This window comes from Enterococcus sp. 2201sp1_2201st1_C11_2201SCRN_220225 (genome assembly GCF_040925905.1).
In the GTDB taxonomy this organism is placed as follows: Bacteria; Bacillota; Bacilli; order Lactobacillales; family Enterococcaceae; genus Enterococcus_C; species Enterococcus_C asini_A.
Window position 1 is genome coordinate 1 of sequence record NZ_JBCOJC010000054.1, and the last position, 14,478, is coordinate 14,478.

General features: G+C 40.3%; 12 protein-coding genes. 10 read left to right on the forward strand and 2 right to left on the reverse strand.

Annotated elements, in window-relative coordinates; translation table 11 throughout:
- The coding region (locus tag AB5754_RS11640) for a Y-family DNA polymerase (RefSeq protein WP_368259609.1) at positions 1 to 1,266 on the reverse strand (1,266 nt) is incomplete at its 3' end.
- Between the two features lie 225 nt (positions 1,267 to 1,491).
- Here AB5754_RS11640 and AB5754_RS11645 point away from each other — a divergent pair.
- A complete protein-coding gene (locus tag AB5754_RS11645) occupies positions 1,492 to 2,610 on the forward strand; it encodes a hypothetical protein (RefSeq protein ID WP_368252093.1) in 1,119 nt (372 codons plus the stop codon).
- Between the two features lie 220 nt (positions 2,611 to 2,830).
- Positions 2,831 to 3,031 (forward strand): cold-shock protein, encoded by a 201-nt coding sequence (locus AB5754_RS11650; protein ID WP_311833249.1) that lies wholly within the window; start codon positions 2,831 to 2,833, stop codon positions 3,029 to 3,031.
- A gap of 263 nt (positions 3,032 to 3,294) precedes the next feature.
- Here AB5754_RS11650 and AB5754_RS11655 read toward each other — a convergent pair whose 3' ends face one another.
- On the reverse strand, positions 3,295 to 4,185 hold the full coding sequence (locus tag AB5754_RS11655; protein WP_368252092.1) for a LysR family transcriptional regulator: 891 nt from the start codon (positions 4,183 to 4,185) through the stop codon (positions 3,295 to 3,297).
- A 244-nt stretch (positions 4,186 to 4,429) separates the two neighbouring features.
- Here AB5754_RS11655 and AB5754_RS11660 point away from each other — a divergent pair, with 244 nt between their 5' ends.
- The 8 genes from AB5754_RS11660 to AB5754_RS11695 all read left to right on the forward strand — a co-directional run.
- A complete protein-coding gene (locus AB5754_RS11660; protein WP_368252091.1) occupies positions 4,430 to 5,749 on the forward strand; it encodes a YeeE/YedE family protein in 1,320 nt (439 codons plus the stop codon).
- 44 nt (positions 5,750 to 5,793) lie between these two features.
- Positions 5,794 to 7,497, forward strand: coding sequence for an FAD-dependent oxidoreductase (locus tag AB5754_RS11665; protein WP_368252099.1), 1,704 nt, complete (start codon positions 5,794 to 5,796; stop codon positions 7,495 to 7,497).
- Between the two features lie 103 nt (positions 7,498 to 7,600).
- Complete coding sequence (locus AB5754_RS11670) at positions 7,601 to 8,377, forward strand: ABC transporter permease (protein WP_368252090.1); 777 nt, start codon at positions 7,601 to 7,603, stop codon at positions 8,375 to 8,377.
- Positions 8,378 to 8,398: 21 nt separating this feature from the next.
- Positions 8,399 to 9,433 (forward strand): ABC transporter substrate-binding protein, encoded by a 1,035-nt coding sequence (locus tag AB5754_RS11675; RefSeq protein ID WP_368252089.1) that lies wholly within the window; start codon positions 8,399 to 8,401, stop codon positions 9,431 to 9,433.
- Positions 9,434 to 9,469: 36 nt separating this feature from the next.
- A complete protein-coding gene (locus tag AB5754_RS11680; protein WP_368252088.1) occupies positions 9,470 to 10,234 on the forward strand; it encodes an ABC transporter ATP-binding protein in 765 nt (254 codons plus the stop codon).
- Between the two features lie 136 nt (positions 10,235 to 10,370).
- Entirely contained in the window at positions 10,371 to 13,172 is a 2,802-nt protein-coding gene (locus AB5754_RS11685; RefSeq protein ID WP_368252087.1) for a helicase C-terminal domain-containing protein, read from the forward strand.
- Positions 13,173 to 13,288: 116 nt separating this feature from the next.
- A complete protein-coding gene (locus AB5754_RS11690) occupies positions 13,289 to 13,789 on the forward strand; it encodes a DUF5590 domain-containing protein (protein WP_311833251.1) in 501 nt (166 codons plus the stop codon).
- A gap of 15 nt (positions 13,790 to 13,804) precedes the next feature.
- Positions 13,805 to 14,478, forward strand: a 674-nt coding sequence (locus tag AB5754_RS11695) for an aminotransferase class I/II-fold pyridoxal phosphate-dependent enzyme (protein WP_368259610.1), incomplete at its 3' end; no start/stop codon positions are given.

Genomic DNA, 14,478 nt, shown 5'->3' on the forward strand with positions numbered 1-14,478 from the left:
GCTTCGGGCACCGGCTAATTTACTAGTTGCGTGAATGATGGCAGTGAAGCCATATTTTTCCCGAATGCGATCAATTACCTGATCCAAATGCTCTTCAGCTTCATTTTCTTCGGGACTTTGAAAGAGACTGAGCTGACGGCTTTGTGTAAATAACAAGCGAGAGTAGCTGACTCCTATGTGACGAACCACTTGTCCTTTGTAATATTTACGAAAGAGGAAAAGACAATAGGCCTTCAATTTTTTGGTATTATCCGTGGCGGGGATTTTCATCTGATAGGAAAAACCGTTTTTTTCACCCATAGCACCGCCGATAAAGAGGCTGACACACTGGGTTAAACAGCCGTGACGGCGAATACGGGCAGCCACTTGTTCCGCCATTTCACCTAGGACTACCTCGATTTCCCTTGCTTGAGTATAATTTTTAGGCAGAACTTGGCTGTTGCCATAGGATTTTTCTTTTGCTATCGGCGCTGCTTCAGCAAGCCGAGTGCGATCAATGCCGTTTGCGTGATAATAGTGTTGCTGCCCCATAATGCCAAACTTTTGATAGAGCAGTTCTGCGTCGGTGTGGGCTAACTGGTAAATACTATCGATGCCTAGACGATAAAAATTTTTTTCCATAGAAGAACCGATTCCCCAAAAGTCTTGCATGTGGGGAATTCGCCAAACCGTCTTAGGAATATCGCCATAACGCCATTGGGCTTGAAAAACCGGACTGTGCTTGGCGCCATTATCCAAGGCTAGTTTGGCTAATAAAGGATTGTCTCCAATCCCAACCGAAAGCACCAATCCTAGTTTTTCTTTAGCTTCTTGTTGAATACGCTGAGCAAAGCGTCGGCGTTTTTCACTGCGACTAAGGCCGGGATCTGGAAAAAATAATTTCATCGAATCCGTCACATCAATTAGGCTTTCATCAATGGAGTAAACCAGATGATCTTCTGCTGCTACATATTCCTTTAACAAAGCATTGAATTTTTTATTTTCTTGAATGTAAAGGTTCATTCGGGGAGCAACTTGCAATAAATCGGGATGATTGGGCAAGTGATTTGCCCGGGTTACATTGGAAATACCTAATTTTGCTTTAGCCATGGGAGAAGAGGCGAGGATCAAGCCTTTACCCGTATTGTCAGTAGTGCTCATGACTACGAGCATGGTAGTCAAAGGGTCTAAATCGCGAGCGGCACACTCCACTGTGGCATAAAAGGATTTTACATCTAGAAAGAGAATGTCCCGTAATGGCTCTTTTTGATAGTCAAAATTTAACATCGTATTCACATCCTTCAATTTAAAGGTAGGTTTTGATTTTATTATAAGAACGTATGTTTGTTTTGTAAAGAGAACAGTGGAGAAAAAATAGCGGTGTTTGTGACTTTCTTCCTAATCGTTTTACTTTCTTGAAAAATGTAAGCGTGTTACACTTTAATTAGCGTGATGCACGTTTTTTAAAGTGCCACTCACCGGATTAGTATCCATAATAGGAGGGAATCGCTTATGACGAAAGTAGGCAAAGAATTATTGGCAGAACTGACGGGAGCAGATACATTGGGGCCTTTTGTCTCCATCATGCTCAACACCCACGTGGCACATCAAGATGTGGAAAAAGATCAGATTAAGTTTAAGAATTTTGCTAAAGAAGCGAAAAAACGTTTTGAGAAAAAGTATCCCGCTGAAGACTGGAACAACTACCAAACTAAAATTGAGACATTATTGGCTGATCAATCCTTCTGGCGCAGTGGTTCAACCAGTGTCGCGGTATTCTTGACAGCTCAAAACACTTGGATTCATCGCTTGCAAATCCCCATTGATGACCAATACTATGTAGGGGATACTCCTTACGTTTTAGGCGCGATTCGTAACGCTCAATTTAACTATACGTATTATTTACTCGCTTTAAACCGGGATTCTATGGAACTGTATTTCGTGGATAACGGTCAAATCAATAAAGTGGATTTACCGAAAGGCGCCCCTGTGGATGTCCCTACAGCTCTTGGGGAAGAAATTACGGGCGGTAACTTGAATTTTCGTTCTCAAGGCGGACAAAATGGAGGCCAAGAAGCTGCTTATCATGGTGTGAATGCCAAAGACGAAGAAGTGGAAATTGACTGGAAGAACTATTACCAAGCAGTGGACACGTTCTTGCGAGAAGAGTTAGAAAACGAAGCCGGCTATCCTTTGTATCTGTTTGCTTTGCCTGAAAATCAAACCATGTTTAAAAAATATGCCAAAGCGCCATTCTTTAGCACGGATGCTAATATTCCTAGTTCACCAGCTACATTAAGTAACGGCGAGTTGAACAAGATAATTCCAGAAATTGCCCAACAATTAGCGGACAAAGAAATTGCTGCTTATCAAAACTTACTGGATAAGAAATTTATGGATCAATTGGTGGATATCTTGCCAGCTAGTAAAGAAGGGCGAGTGGCGAACTTATTTATTGCCACCTCTAATTTGATTGACGGCTATGGCGAAGATCCCGATGCGGAATACGACCGCCGCCAAGTATTGAATACCCTTGTAATCAATACATTGAAAAACGGTGGGGAAGCACACATTCTCGATCAAAAAGACGCTCCAGATGAAAAGAGCTTGACAGCCATCTTGCGTTATTAAAAAAAATTCAGAGCTTAGGAATTTTGATTTCTAAGCTCCTTTTTTAGGAGAAATACAAAAAGGTTGGGCAGAAGTCGTTTTCTATGTTACAATATGAAATGTAGTTTTTGTTAAGGGAATCTTATGGTAGGTTTGTTTGTTAAACATCTTTCCCATGAACACCCGATACATGAAATTGCACAATCAAACGTGGGAAAACCCCACCAGGAGGATACTTAACATGCAAACAGGTACTGTAAAATGGTTTAACGCTGACAAAGGCTTCGGATTTATCACAGCAGAAGACGGCAACGATGTATTCGTTCACTTCTCAGCTATCCAAGGCGAAGGTTTCAAAACTTTAGAAGAAGGTCAAGCAGTGACTTTCGATGTTGAAGAAGGTCAACGTGGCCCTCAAGCAACAAACGTAAACAAAGCATAATTTAGCTTACAACTAATGAGCCTGACGGACTTTCCGTCAGGCTTTTTGCTTGTAGACTAAGGTAGTAGGGCAGTATGGGATTTTCACAAGTAAAAATCTCATACTACCAATTCTAATGATGTTTGGCTTTTCAAACGGTCTCTGTCTTACTTCTTGAGAGCTGAAAAAGTTCGATTAGCCTTTCTTATTTTAAACCCATCATTCAATCAAAAATAACGCCTCCATGCTAGTAATGAGCTAACGTGGAGGCGTTATTTTGGTTGTTATTCATTGATTTTTGAAGCGGCCACGGCTTCGATTAGTTGGGCAATCGTTTTTTTAATTTTCGGATCTTGTTCTTTTTCTTTAGTGGTGGCGATGAAAAAATACTCAGAAATTGCAGGTTCAAGAGGAATCTTTACTAAAAGTCCTTTTTGGATTTCCTCATCAACCGAGGCGGCAAATAAAAAGCTAATGCCTTTATTGCGTGCTACCATTCTTTTAATAATGGTGGTGGTAGCAATTTGGTTAGTATTTTTGAAATCACTGAGTTGAATTTGTTTTGCCGCTAATTTTTGATGCAAAATATCCATCACCCCAGAGCCCTCTTCTCGCAAAATTAGTGTCTCTGAAAGTAAATCAGTTAAGTGATGTGTTTGCTTAATCCCGCTATTTCTTGGAGAAGCAATTCCCACAATTTCTTGTTTAATTAAAGGCGTTAACTGGTATTTATTTGGATTTAAGTCACCGGCAACAATGCCAATGTCAATTTCGCCATTGTCAATTTTTGAAAGAAGGACATTCGTGGTATCGATGGAAAGTGCAATATCAGGACGTTCAAAAAAAACGGCAAAGGGAGTTTCTTTGTCAAAAACAAAGTATTCACCAATGGTACGCCCACAGCCGATGTTAATGCTATTGGAAGTTAACAAGTTATTGCGAATCGTGGCAATTTCAGGCATGAGGGTTTGCAAACTTGCCAAAAGATAGCTACCTTGAGCGGTTAGATTCAAGCGTCTATTTTGATAACTGAATAATTTCACTCCTAAATCGTCTTGCAGATGATGGATATGCTGGGTTACGGCAGGTTGGGTAATATTCAACTGCCAAGCAGCTTGGGTGTAGTTTAAAGTTTCGGCCAAAACTAAAAAAGTTTCGTAACGGTAGTCTAGCAACGAATCATCCCTTTACACATTCTGTTTCGCTTTCATTTTCGTACCTAGTATAAAGAAAAAAGAGCTATAAGTAAAATTTATAGATTAATAATAATTTATAATTTCATATTTCGTTGATTTTGTTCTATTATTCACAAGGAAGGTGAACTTGTTACTAGTTTCACGAGTCTGCTAGCAGAGTGTTATTCCATAGGTGTAATTGGTTCCTCTTTTATTGAGAAGTAATGAACAAAGGAGAGTAAGTATGCAGGAAGTAAATAAGCGAGAAGTGACTGCTTTAGAGGAAAATCAATCTGTATTTACAGCTCAAGCTGGGATTGGTTTTGCTGTGGTAGTCGTATTGGTGGGTTTAGGATTTTATCTAAACAATGTGAAAGGTGCCTTAGCCATGCATTTACTGGCAGGGGTGGTAATGGGCTATGTTTTATCGAGAGCTCGGTTTGGTTTTGCCGGTGGAGTAAAACGAATTTATGTCCGGGGAGAAGGTAGTTTGACAAAAGCCTTGCTGATTATGTTTGGTGTCACCATGTTTATCACATTTGGGATTCAATGGATGGCGGCTCAAAATGGTGCTGTGCCGGAGTATTTGGCTAGTGCTAATGAAAGCATTATTCCTGGAACGCAAAATGTGGCCTTTGCTAATCTTGGTACGGTAATTGGTGGAATCCTTTTTGGTATTGGTATGATTTTTGCCGGTGGTTGTGCGTCAGGAACATTAACTGACCTAGGTGAAGGAGAAGGGCGCGCGTTGATTACGCTAATTTTCTTTATTCTTGGTTCAGCTCCAGGAGAAGTAGCACGAAATGTTCTTGATGGAAGTAAAATTGGTAAAATCGGTGGTCAAGTGTATTTACCTGAAGTGTTTGGCTTTTTCGGTGCGTTGGCAATTTCATTGATTGGTTTAGCCGTAATTTTTTATCTGATTGTTCGTTATGAACGCAAACGTCAAAAGGCCGGAACTTACAATGACCCTTATGGAGACTGGGAAGATTTTGAAAAACCATTAACTGTAGATAGTCCACTAACCAGAGGTCAAAAAGTTTATCATCAATTGTTTGTAGAACGTTGGACGTTCTTAAAAGGGGCAATGTTGATTGCAGTAGTTTGGGTCTTTATTTTAGTGACACAAAACAAACCTTGGGGCGTTACTTCAGCCTTTTCAAAAATGGCAGTTTTTGTAGGTCAACAATTTGGTATGGAGTTCACCAATCCTAAATTAGTTGAAATCTCTCAAGAGTTAGGTACTGATAGCATTTTATTAGATGGAGGAACCATTCGAAACTTTGGCTTGGTCATGGGGGCTTTGGTAGCTTTCTTATTGGCTAATCGTTTCAAAGTGAACTTCCGTTTTCAAGTTAAAGACGCAGGGTACTTCGTGGTTGGTGGTTTGTTAATGGGCTTTGGGGCTCGTTTAGCAAAAGGCTGTAATGCTGGGGCGCTATTCTCAGCTATGAGTACTTTTTCGATTTCAGGTTGGGTTTTCTTAGTGGCTATGGCCATTGGTGGTGTGGTAGCTTTGAAAGTTTTTGCCGGCAAAGCTTGCACCATTCCGAAAGTTAAATAAAACTTATTCATAAAATTAAAATAGATAATGGAGGAAAAATAATGATGGCAAAGAAAATTGTAGTGATTGGCGGCGTGGCAGGAGGAGCTTCCACAGCGGCTCGTATTCGACGTTTGGATGAATCCGCGGATATCGTGATGTTTGAAAAAGGACCGTTTGTTTCTTTTTCTAACTGCTGCTTACCTTTTCACTTAAGCGGTACCGTTGAAAAAGCAGAAAATTTGGTATTGATGTCACCAGAACAATTCAAAGCCCAATACAATATTATTGCGAAAGTTAACCATGAAGTAACGGACATTAACAAAGAAGCCAAAACCGTGACAGTTAAAAATACCCAAACAGGAGAAAGTTTCACCGAAGCCTATGATGAATTGATCTTATCTCCAGGGGCTCGGGCTATTATGCCAAAAAGTATTGAAGGAATTGATAGCGAGCACGTCTTTTCAGTACGGAATGTACCAGATATTGCTGGAATTAAAGAATATATCGACGCACACCAAGTGGAAGATGTCCTAGTTGTCGGCGGTGGCTTTATTGGGTTGGAAGTGGCAGAAAACTTACGATTAGCGGGTAAACACGTGACACTAGTGGAAGCAGCAAATCAAGTAATGATGCCCTTTGACTATGATATGGCGCAAATTTTACACAAAGAAATCATGGATCAAGGTGTAGAGTTAATCGTTGAAGATAGCGTAGTTGCCATTACAGCAGATGAAGTGATTTTAGCTTCAGGCAAACACGTACCTGCTAAAGCCGTAGTGATGGCAATTGGTGTTGCACCAGAAACAGAATTAGCGAAAAAAGCTGGCTTAAAAATTGGCGAAACAGGTGGGATTGCGGTCAATCATCATTACCAAACTTCTGACAAGCATATTTATGCCGTGGGGGATGCGATTGAAGTCACTCATATGCAAACAGGCAAGAAAACTCGCTTGACCATGGCTGGTCCTGCACAACGGCAAGCAAGAGCGGCAGCTGACCATATTTACGGTCGGACTTATGTGAACAAAGGTGTTATTGGCTCTTCGGTGGTGCGAGTTTTTGATTTAAATGCAGCTTGTACTGGTTTGAACGAAAAAGAATGCCAAAAAGCGGGCATTGCATACCAAACAGCTTATGTGATTCCTAAAGATAAAGTTGGCTTAATGCCCGATGCAAAACCACTCTTCTTCAAATTAATTTTCGCAGATCCTAGTGGTCAAATCCTAGGAGCGCAAGCAATTGGTCAAGGCAACGTAGACAAACGAGTGGATGTAATTGCTACGATGATTACCATGAATGGAAACTTAACGGATTTAGCTGAATTGGAATTGTGCTACTCACCAGATTTCGGTACTGCTAAAGATGTGGTCAATATGGCAGCATTAGTTGGCTTGAATGTTTTAAATGGCGAATACGAACAAACACCAGTTTCGGAGATCCGTAATTTAGTTGAATCTGGTGCGTTCATTATGGATGCTAGAGAACCTGCAGAATATGCAGAAGGTCATCTAAAAAATGCGGTGAACATTCCAATGAGCGAATTCCGCAATCGTTTGGACGAGATTCCTACTGATCAACCAGTCTATGTACATTGCCTGTCTAGTCAACGGAGCTACAACGTTTGTAAAGCTTTGGGGATGTTAGGTTTTGACAATGTGTCCAACCTTCAAGGTTCTTTCTTAGGCATTAGCATGTATGAATACTTCAATGATAAAACCAAAGACAGAGAACCAATCGTAACCAATTATCGTTTCGATTTATTGTAAAAGGCGTTAACTAGCTCATCGGAGAAATTTTTCTCCGATGAGTGAATTTTATAGGAGTAGTTGAAAAAATCACCCGTAATGGATGAATAGAGGAAAATGGTCTATGAAAGAATTTACCAAAAAAAAATTCAATTTAATAATGATTATGACGTGGGTTTGTCTGATTGCTCTTTGGTGGATCGCTACGACTAGCGGTTTAGTCAATTCTCAGTTAATTCCCTCTCCCAAACAAACTTGGGAAACTTTTTTGGATATTGCCAAAAATGGTTATAACGGGACGAGCTTATGGGGCCAGTTGGGAATTAGTTTTTATCGGATGTTTGTGGCGAGCTTTTTAGCAATTATTACGGCGATTCCTTTAGGGTTGTTAAGTGGTTATTTTTTGCCTTTTCAAGCAGTCTTTGATTCCTTAGTACAATTTTATCGCCCTTTGCCACCATTGGCATATTATACGTTGTTAATTCTCTGGTTAGGTATTGATGACACGTCCAAAATCACCTTATTGTTTTTAGCAGCCTTTGCACCGATTTATGTTGCTTGCGTATCGGCAGTGTCACGAGTGAATAAGGATTACATATTAAGTGGACAATCATTGGGTGCCAATAGACGTCAAGTATTTTTCACAATCATTTTTCCTGCTTGTTTGCCTCAGATTTTTACCGGGGTGCGTACAGCCATTGGCGTTGCGTACACTACACTAGTGGCGGCAGAGATGGTGGCAGCTACCAGTGGGATTGGTTGGATGGTCATTGATGCCAGTCGCTATTTAAAAAGTGATGTGATGTTTGTGGGCATTATTATTATGGGAATAACTGGTGTGTTGTTGGATGTGCTCTTACGACAAATTGAAAAACGAGTGGTCTTTTGGGAAGCAGAATAAAGACTAGGATAGGAGAAAAAAATGAAAAAAGTAATGATGATTGTGGCTACTGTTTTAAGTGGCTTGGTATTGGCGAGTTGTGGCAGTAAGAATCAAAAAGCTACAGCAGAAGAAAATCAGCCAAAAGAAGTCAATATTGGGATCATTCGCGTTCCCAATGACAAGCAAGTAGCAATTTCAGAAAACTATTTTGACGAATACTTTAAAGACAAAGGTATTCAAACCAATTTTACCTTTTTTGATTCTGGGGTAGCAGCTAATCAAGCCTTTGCTTCTGGAAGCATTGATTTTGCTGAAATGGGATATACAAACGGCGTGGTGGCTTTAGCAAAAGATTTACCAGTGGAACTCATTTGGATTCACGATGTTCTAGGCACCAATGAAGCGTTAGTGGCCCGAAATGATTCTGGTATTACAGATATTGGTGACCTTAAAGGAAAGAAAATTGCCACGCCTTTTAGCTCCACTTCCCATTTTTCATTGTTGAAAGCGTTGGAAGAAGCAGGAATTGCCGATGATGTCACCTTGTTGGATATGCAAACAGCAGACATTGTGGCTGCTTGGGAAAGGGGAGACATTGACGCTGCTTATACTTGGGAGCCAACGCTAACTACGTTGAAAGAATCGGGCACAGTCTTAGTGGACAGTAAACAATTGGCTGAAAAAGGCTACATGACTACAAACATTGATTTGGTCAGAAAAGAATTCTCGGAAAAATACCCTGATTTAGTGGTAGATTATTTAGCGGCTTTATCAAAAGGACGAGAGTTATATACAAGTCAGCCAGAAGTTGCAGCGGAGGCGGTTGCCAAAGATTTGAAATTGGAAACTGCTGAAGCTCTTACTCAAATGAAAGGTTCTACTTGGCTGACACCTGAAGAACAGCTTTCTGCGGATTATTTTGGCACAGCAGAAAAACCAGGCCAATTCCACCAAGTCTTCCTTGATACTGCAGAATTTTTAAAAGAGCAAAAATCGATTACTGTGGTTCCCGGTGAAAAGCAAGTTCATCAGTTTATTAATTCTACTTATATTGAAAAACTAGTAGCTCGATAAAAAAGTAATCAATAGTTTCAGAAGGTGAATGATTCGATGACAGAAAAAATGGTAGTCATAAAACAAGCAGAAGTCGTTTATACTTCTAAAAAAGAGAGGCTGCAAGCTATTGCATCAACAGACTTGACGATTAACAAAGAAGAGTTTATTTGTTTAGTAGGACCTTCTGGCTGTGGCAAGAGCACGTTATTAAAACTATTAGCTGGTTATTTAGAGCCCACAAGTGGCAGTTGTGAGATGCACGGGGAAAAGATTACTGGCCCGGATTGGAACCGGGGCGTAGTCTTTCAATCGCCTACTTTATATCCTTGGCTAAGCGTACGTAAAAATATTGAATACGGCTTAAAAATGCGTAAAATTCCGAGAGAGAAAACCCAGCAAGCCATTGATTATTATTTACAACAAATCGGTTTAAAAGAAGCTGAAAAACGTTATCCTTCTGAGTTATCCGGGGGAATGAAACAACGGGTTTCCATGGCACGCACCTTGGTTAATGAGCCAGAGTTGATTTTAATGGATGAACCTTTTGGCGCATTAGATGCTTTAACGAGAATGAATATGCAAGCTTTACTGCGAAAAATTTGGGCAACAGATCGTAAAACTATTTTCTTGATTACTCATGATATTGAAGAAGCGTTGTCTTTAGGGACGAAAGTTTTGGTGATGTCAAAAGGACCGGGAAAAATTGTTGAAACCATTGAAGTAGATTATGCACGTAAAGCCTTAGCCAATGACAATCACGTAATAATGGATGAAAAGTTTCTACAATTAAAAGAATACATTTTGAGTAAAATTGTCTAATTAAGTTTGTGCTACAGGGCCAGGTCCGTTTTGGGCTTGGTCTTTTTTGGTTTCTTTAACGATTTGCCCCCTTAGTTGCCCGGTAAGCTCTTACTGTAGTATAATTTTCCTCGATGTGAAAGAGAGGTTGCCAATTATGAGAAATGATCAAATCTATGCAGTGGTGGACATTGAGACCACTGGGACTGATCCAAAAACTGATCGGATCATTCAATTTGGCTGCGTTCTAGTGAAAAACGGAAAAATCATTAATCGTTTTGCGACAGATGTTAATCCCAATAAAATGATTTCCAAACAAATCCAAAATTTAACGAAAATTTCTAATGCCCGGGTGCAAAAAGCCCCTTATTTTGAGGACATTGCTCCCACGTTATACAATTTATTGGCAGATACAATTTTTGTGGCTCACAATATTTATTTTGATTATCAGTTTTTAAACCATGAATTTATTCGCTGTGGTATGCCTAAATTAAAAATTCCGGGTATTGATACGGTAGAATTAGCCCAAATCTTTTTACCTAAAGAACCTAGTTTTCGGCTAATGGATTTAGCTGAACGCTTTGGTTTGACCCATGAAAATCCCCATCAGGCGGATAGTGACGCAGAAGTGACGGCGGCATTGTTGCTCTATATTGAATCCGTGATGCGTGCTTTGCCTTTGGTGACCATGGAACAGATTTCTCGATTAGCAGATCAGACAGGGATGCAAACGGGAAGCTTCATTAAAATGATCACTCAAGAAAAGAGACAGTTGACCACGCCTTTAGCTGAAGAATTGCAAGTGGTAGAAGGTGTCGCCCTGCGAAAAAAAGTGGTTCCTTTGTTTACCCATAATCTTTACGAAAGGTCTTTTCCTTTAAAAAAACGAGGGAAAGAGCGACTTTTTGGCAGTGAGCTGTTTTTTTATAAGGAGCAAGCTCGCTTGATGAATTTGGTTTATCGCCATTTTGCAGCGCCCAAAGAGTCCTCAGAGACAAAACAAGTCAACAAAAATCTGATGATAGAAGCTGCTACCGGTATGGGAAAAACGATTGGCTATTTATTGCCATTAGCTTATTTAGCGACACCAGAAGAGCCGTTAATCGTGAGTACTGCTTCGTTGTTATTGCAAGATCAGTTGCTAAAGCAGGATTTGCCAAAAGTGAATAAAGTTTTACCGCAACCCTTAGTCGGTACCGTAGTGAAGGGGCAAAGGCATTACTTGGATTTGGCTCGTTTTAAAGCCAAGCTGTCTGACTTCCCTAAGCAAAAGCAATATCAACTTTATCAAATGGCTACGTTGGTTTGGTTGACCCAAACAGAGACCGGAGATTTTGATGAATTAAATATGATTCGTTTAAATCATCCCTTCTTCCAAGATGTCTGTCATCGTGGTTTAGCTAGTTTGGATGAAAAGAGTCCATTTTATGCCTATGATTTTTTGCGGCATTTGCGTCAACGGATGAAAGCTAGTAATTTATTAATTGTTAACCATGCTTTTTTAGCCCGGGAGTCATTGCGAAAACAACCCCTATTGCCCAAAAGCCGTTATTTGGTAATTGATGAAGCCCATCATTTGGCAGAAAACTGTGAACAGGCAGAACGTCAAGTGGTTTCGACGGGTGTGTTTCGCAAAAAAATGCATCAAGTTACTGCCGATGGAGGCCTCTTTGAACAAGTGCTAGTCCTTGTGGGAAATGATGCTAGTTTTTCATCCACTTTGGCTTTGTACATCCAAGAACTCCACGCATTAGTGGAAAATCAAGAAATTCTTTTAACTTCACTTTTGCAAACTAAAGATTCTGAGCTTCAAGAATTAGTGATTACCAAAGCCGAGTTGACTAGTTTACCTTTAGAAGTCCAAAAAGCCAAAGATAAATTGTGCTTATACTATGAAGAAGCCAACTTTTTAGGGAGCAAGCTTTTAGCAACTTGCCAACAGCTGGAACAAGAGACAAAGGCTAGGACGGAACTTTTATTGACAGATTTTCAAGAATACTTGGCTTTTGTCAATGAGTCTGGGAAAATTTTTGCGAACTGGTTAACGGATTGGCGCAAAGAGCTGGTGCATTTTTTAGTTCCAGATAGAAACCGAATTACTGGAGAATGTCAGTTACTAGATTTTGCAGCACCTTTACTGCCTCGAACAAAATGGTATGACCGTTATGAAAAAATTCTTTATATCGGAGGGACTTTAAAGGTTAGCGGTAATCAACAGTATTTTAGTCATCGTTTAGGGATTCCAGAGACGAAGTTAAAAGTTATCCAATCACCTTTTGCCTATGAAGAACAAACGCGTCTACTAGTACCGGAAAATGGACCAGTGGTGAACAAACAAAGTCCAGAGGAATACAATGCCTATTTAATTGCCAGTATTGAAAGTTTAATTCGAAGTGTAGACCGGCCGATTTTAGTTTTGTTCACCGCCCATGAAGTTTTGCAAAAAGTGTATAGTGCGTTGCATAAACAGTTTTTAATTGAAGGACGGGAAATTTTAGCTCAAGGCGTGGGAGGAAGCCGAGAAAAGCTCCTGCGTCGTTTCAGTCGTTCTTCAAACAGCGTGCTTTTTGGCGCCGACAGTTTTTGGGAAGGGGTGGATTTACCAGGAGAACAATTAGAAGTTTTAATTGTAACGCGCCTACCTTTTGAAAATCCTAAACGCCCCCTAGTTGCTGCCCGCACTCAGTATTTAGAAGAACAAGGGATAAATGCCTTTTCCCAAGAAACATTGCCGAAAGCTGCTTTGCGTTTGCGTCAAGCTTATGGACGCTTAGTGCGAGGGCAAAATGACTATGGAGTGATGATTGTCTTAGATCGTCGTCTGGTTACCACTAGTTATGGAAAACGTTTGACCAAAGCTTTTCCACCAAAAGTTAAACCGGAAATCACCTCCTTACTGGAGATTGAAACAGTGCTAACCGATTTAAAAAAAGCAGAGAATCAAGAAAAAAATGAGTAATTATGCAAAGAAATCTGGTATAATAAAATCACTTGAAAATACGGCTGAAACAATTAATTTTTCGGATAATGTTCGTGTTTTCATTGGTGCTTGCCAGAGTCAGGAGAGTTGAGAAGATGGCAACGGAAAAGAAAAATCGGCGTTTAGAATGGACGCTAGTGGGGGTTGCCCTCGCGCTAATTATTTTTATCCTTGGCTTTATCAGTTTGATGTACCGCAGCAATCGACCAATGGCTCAAGCAAAAGAAGAGGCTACCACCATTGCGAAAAAATACACGGATTTAGAAGCAGTGGAGGATTTTTACTGGTTCACGAGAGAAGACACCTACTTTAGTTTATTAGGTCAAGATAAGTCAGGTAAAGAAATCGCCGTTATTGTGCCAAAAGATGGCAATAAAGTAACGGTGTTAAATCAAAAAGACGGCTTAACTGAACTAGCTGCCTTGCAAACCGTGGCGAAAGCTTATCCGAAAGAAAAGGTTAAACAAGCCAAGCTAGGAATTTACAAAGAGGTACCGGCTTGGGAAGTGACCACCACTTCTGAATCCGGAAAAGTAAATTATGTCTTAGTGTCTTTTGATAAAGGCGAAGAAATTAATAAAATCAGCAATATCTAAAAGGGGAGAAACTTCATGAAATTATCCAAACGAGCCATGCAATTGGAACCTTCTGTGACATTAGCCGCAGCAGCCAAGGCAAAGCAATTAAAATCAGAGGGCTATGATGTCTTAAGTCTGACAGTGGGAGAACCAGACTTTCCAACGCCGAAAAATATCCAAGAAGCCGCAGTAACGGCGATTCACAGCGGTGAGGCGAGCTTCTATACCCAGGCTGCTGGGATTCCAGAATTGCGCCGAGCAGTAGTGGACTATATGAAGACGTATTACGGTTTGGATTACAAGATTGAAGAAACCATTGTGACCGATGGGGCGAAATTTGCGTTATATGCTTTGTTCCAAGCTATTTTGGATCAGGAAGATGAAGTGATTATCCCGGTACCTTATTGGGTGAGTTATGCGGAACAAGTGAAATTAGCACAAGGCGTGCCAGTTTTTGTGGAAGGCTTGTTAGAAGATGATTTTAAAGTCACCGTGGCCCAATTAGAAGCAGCTCGTACGGAAAAGACCGTGGCTATTTTATTAAATTCTCCTTCTAATCCAACAGGGATGATTTACACCAAAGAAGAACTGCGCGCTATTGGGGAGTGGGCAGTAGAACACGGTCTGTTGATTATTGCAGACGATATTTACGGTCGTTTAGTTTATAACGGCAATACATTTACACCAATTGCCACGGTTAGTAAAGC

Bases quoted from the DNA above. Each gene is read 5' to 3' on its own strand.
- AB5754_RS11645 (WP_368252093.1), top strand. From the start codon at position 1,492: ATGACGAAAGTAGGCAAAGAATTATTGGCAGAACTGACGGGAGCAGAT.
- AB5754_RS11660 (WP_368252091.1), top strand. From the start codon at position 4,430: ATGCAGGAAGTAAATAAGCGAGAAGTGACTGCTTTAGAGGAAAATCAA.
- AB5754_RS11680 (WP_368252088.1), top strand. From the start codon at position 9,470: ATGACAGAAAAAATGGTAGTCATAAAACAAGCAGAAGTCGTTTATACT.
- AB5754_RS11665 (WP_368252099.1), top strand. From the start codon at position 5,794: ATGGCAAAGAAAATTGTAGTGATTGGCGGCGTGGCAGGAGGAGCTTCC.
- AB5754_RS11690 (WP_311833251.1), top strand. From the start codon at position 13,289: ATGGCAACGGAAAAGAAAAATCGGCGTTTAGAATGGACGCTAGTGGGG.
- AB5754_RS11685 (WP_368252087.1), top strand. From the start codon at position 10,371: ATGAGAAATGATCAAATCTATGCAGTGGTGGACATTGAGACCACTGGG.
- AB5754_RS11670 (WP_368252090.1), top strand. From the start codon at position 7,601: ATGAAAGAATTTACCAAAAAAAAATTCAATTTAATAATGATTATGACG.
- AB5754_RS11650 (WP_311833249.1), top strand. From the start codon at position 2,831: ATGCAAACAGGTACTGTAAAATGGTTTAACGCTGACAAAGGCTTCGGA.
- AB5754_RS11675 (WP_368252089.1), top strand. From the start codon at position 8,399: ATGAAAAAAGTAATGATGATTGTGGCTACTGTTTTAAGTGGCTTGGTA.